Origin of the sequence: Curtobacterium sp. B18 (assembly GCF_000333375.1) — a bacterium.
Taxonomy (GTDB): domain Bacteria; phylum Actinomycetota; class Actinomycetes; order Actinomycetales; family Microbacteriaceae; genus Curtobacterium.
On sequence record NZ_BACZ01000233.1, the window covers coordinates 1 to 3,572 of the forward strand.

Sequence of the window (3,572 nt, forward strand, 5' to 3'; positions counted from 1 at the left end):
CGCGCTCGAGTGCAACGAGGTCAGCTGGATCGGGTGGTCGCCGGTCCCCTGCGCCGGGTCGACGTACCGCTGCTCGAGGTAGCCGGTCACGCCAGTCGGCGTCGGGGTGTCCGCCGTGCCGACACCGGCGTCGAAGCGCTGGTCGACGTGCCCTGCCGCGTCGACGATCGACACCGACTGGTCCGTCGTCGAGATGACGACGCGCCGGGTCGGGGTCGACACCTCCCGGAGGGACGCCACCGGGACCCACGCCGAGGTCTGTGCCGCGGCCGCGCCCCCGGCCGCCGACGGCAGCTCCTGCCGTGCGGGGGTGAGGACGCGCTCCCAGTCACCGTCGCGCTCGAGCCCGACGACCGTCGTGGGCTGCCGGAGGAAGTCCGTGGCGGCGAACCGCGCGACGGGCGTGGTCCGCGCGGCACCGAACAGGGGTGCGTCGCCGCGGAGCTGGAAGACGGTGTCGGCGGTGACGGTCCGGTCGAACGGCATGAGACCGCCGATGACCGCCGAGTACTGCGCCTCGGGCAGCGCGGCGAGCGCCGCCGCCCCGACCTGCGGCACGGGTGGCGCCGCCGACGGGGTGGGCGTCGAGACGGTGGTGCCGTGCGTCGGTGCCGACTCGGCCGACGGCGAGCCGACGACGAGCGGGACGGCGACGGCTCCGGCGACGACCAGGGCGCCGACGACCGAGGCGCCGGCCCAGAGGGTGCGCTTGCGCATGGGGACTCCGAGGGGGACGACCGGCCGGCGCACGGGGCGCCGGCCGGTCAGGGGTGGGTCAGCCGGAGACGACCGGCAGGTGGACACCGGTACCGGGGTCGACGGTCGAGCCGCCGGTGCCGGATCCGTCGGTGCCCGTGCCGCCGGCCGCGGGCGTCACGGTGATCGCGAGCGGTGCCACGAGCGTCGAGGCTCCGGAGGCGTCGACGGCGTCGATCGTGTGGGCTCCCGCGGGGGTGCCGGCGGGGATCCGCACGCTGCCGGACACCGAGCCGTCCGCCGCGACGGTGAGCGTGCCGACCGTGACCGGGTCGGAGTGCAGCACGATGCGCAGGGAGGCACCCGGGGTGAACCCGGTGCCGGCCAGGGCGAGGGATCCGCCCGCGGCGACCGTCGTCCCCTGCGGCGCGGTCAGCACGCCGGTCACGACGTGGGCGGTGCCGCCGGTGGCGAGGACCGTCGCGGTGCCGTCGGCCGAGACCGCGACCGTGGCGCTCGTCGCGGCGGCGAGGTCGAGCCGCTCCCACGAGCCCGCGGCCGAGCCGGACTGGTCGAGCGGGTACCCCGAGGCGATCTCGGTCTGCGCGAGCACCGCGGTGCGCTGGGCGTCGGTCAGCGTCGGGAACGCGGTCAGGAGGAGGTTCGAGGCGCCGGTCGGCACCGACGGGGCGAGGCCGGTCTTCCCGGTCGCGGCGAACCCGTAGGTCATCCGCTCGCGGTACACCGCTGCGGCCGAGGCGCGGTCGCTCACGACCTGCGCGCTGCCGCCCGGCATGGCCGCGCCGCCGTACGGGTCGTCGGAGTAGGCCGCCTCGTGCGCGATGCAGTTCGCGAGCGTGTCGCCGCACTGCTGCTCGAGGTACGACACGAGCTCCTTCCGCGCGGGCTCGAGGACCTCGGTGCGGTACTGCGCGTCCGACCAGCGTGCGGCGAGCGCTGCCTCGCCGTCGATGCGCCCGCCCATGATGTCGAGCGGGTAGTGCACGCCGAGCACGATGCGGTCGTTGCCGGCCTCCGAGGCACGGGCGAGGAGCTCCGGCGCGAGCTCGGGCACGAGCGTGGCGAGGGTGATGCCCGCCTGGTACGCCGTCGTGGTGTGGCCGCTCGGGAAGGACCCGCCCGTGCAGATGCCGGCGGTCCCGTACCCGGCGTCGAGGACGACGTCGTTCGGCGAGAACTCGTGCGACGTGTCGGTGGTGGCGGGCACGCGGGTGATGTCGAGCGTCCCGTCCGCCGAGGCCCACGCCTTGCCGGCCCGGTTCGCCGCGAGCGACGACGCGTTCACCTTCGACGGTGCGCAGCCGGTCTGGTCGTCGGTCGCAGGCAGCGTCGCCGTGGTGGTGCCCGGCAGGTAGGGCCGGGGGTAGCTGTAGTGCGCCTTCGCGGTGCCCGTGCTGACGTAGGCGCCGCTGGTGCCGTTCGAGGAGTTCACCAGCGCCGAGGTCAGCGGCAGCTTGCCGGAGATGCGCCCCTCGACGTAGATCTTCTCGAGCGCCGGGCCGAGCCCCTGCGACACCGTCATCGACTGGTCGTAGGCGGTGTTCGTCGCGTTCTGGTACTCGGAGTCCTGCAGGGCCTTCCGCTGCTGCGCCGTCGTGGCGTGCTGGTTGATCCACGAGGTCAGCTGGTCGTTCTTCGCCAGCGTGGCCGGGTCGAGCACGGTGCCGTGCAGGTCGTTCGTGCCGCTCGACGTCCAGTACTGGTCGTACCCGTTCAGCAGCGAGACGAGGTCGGGCTTGTCGGTGTCGCTCGGGTACCCGGCCGCGGTGGCGGCGAGGGGCGAGCCGACGACGAGGGCGGTCGCGACGGCGGCGACCGTCAACCCGCGGAGTGCTGATCTGTGCATGCGCGGAACGCTAGGGACGGGTGGTGGCCGAGCGGGGAACGGTGCACCAAGCCGAGGTGAACCGGACCGCAGCCTGTGCGCACTCGCAGCACCGCGCCTCCGGGCGGACCATCGTCACCAGACCGTGGACGGGAGGCGCGGCTCGTCCCCCTGCACCGCGACGGCCCCCATGGGCGGGACCGCCCGCCACCGGCGCCGCAGGCGGCGCGGCCGGTCGTCCCGCCAGGCGACCACCCCGCCGGCGACGACCCCGAACGCGAGGACGACGAACGAGAACAGCCCGATCGCGCCGACGACGACGATCTGCAACGGGTCCCGCACGTCCGTCGTCGCCGACAGGCCGATCGACCCGAAGTCCCAGAACGCGTGCAGCAGCACCGGGAGGAGCAGGCTCCCGGTCACCCGACGTGCGACGTACAGCGTCGAACCGAAGGACGCCGCGAACACGACCTGCACCAGCGTTGCGCCGAGCCCGGCACCGGCGAGGGCGTTGAGCAGGTGCAGGACCCCGAAGAGCACGCACGAAGCGATCCACACGCCGAACTCAGGCAGGCGCCGCCGCAGCCCGACGAGCAGCACCCCGCGGGTCATCAGCTCCTCGAACACCCCGACGAACAGCACCCCCACGGCGAGCAGCAGGAAGTACCGGACGGGGAGCGCCGACCAGTCCACGAGGGGCAGCCGCACCACGCAGACCACGGCGACGAGGATCGGCGCGACCGCGGTCCAGCGCAGGTGCGTGCGCGTCGGGTCGACCGTCGCGATGCGCCACCAGCCGAGCCCGGTCACGACGAGGCAGAGCGCGACGACGGCGATGCCCTCCGGGAGGACGAGGGCCCGCACCACGCTGTCCACCGTCTGTCCGAGGGTCGGGTAGTCGTCGCTCGGCCGGGCCCGCCAGGCGCTGACCGCCGCGAACACCACGAGCGGCGCGAGGCCGATGAGCAGCGACGACGGGACGGGCCAGCGGCGGCTCGGGGGGGGGCGTCTCGGTCACCGCCGTTGACCA

General features: G+C 74.5%; 3 protein-coding genes. All 3 read right to left on the reverse strand.

The genetic code is table 11. From position 1 onward, the window contains the following. On the reverse strand, positions 1–717 hold a 717-nt coding region (locus tag I5E_RS06140), incomplete at its 3' end, for a L,D-transpeptidase family protein (protein WP_022906217.1). Positions 718–775: 58 nt separating this feature from the next. Then, positions 776–2,563 carry a phosphatase PAP2 family protein gene (locus I5E_RS06145; protein ID WP_083857887.1) on the reverse strand — a complete coding sequence of 596 codons (1,788 nt, stop codon included), beginning with the start codon at positions 2,561–2,563 and terminating at the stop codon, positions 776–778. Between the two features lie 114 nt (positions 2,564–2,677). Then, positions 2,678–3,487 carry a CPBP family intramembrane glutamic endopeptidase gene (locus tag I5E_RS22605; protein ID WP_022906219.1) on the reverse strand — a complete coding sequence of 270 codons (810 nt, stop codon included), beginning with the start codon at positions 3,485–3,487 and terminating at the stop codon, positions 2,678–2,680. Between the last annotated feature and the right edge of the window lie 85 nt (positions 3,488–3,572).

What these genes read in the sequence shown, in the direction of transcription:
- I5E_RS06145 (WP_083857887.1), bottom strand. Translation starts at nt 2,563, where the DNA reads ATGCACAGATCAGCACTCCGCGGGTTGACGGTCGCCGCCGTCGCGACC.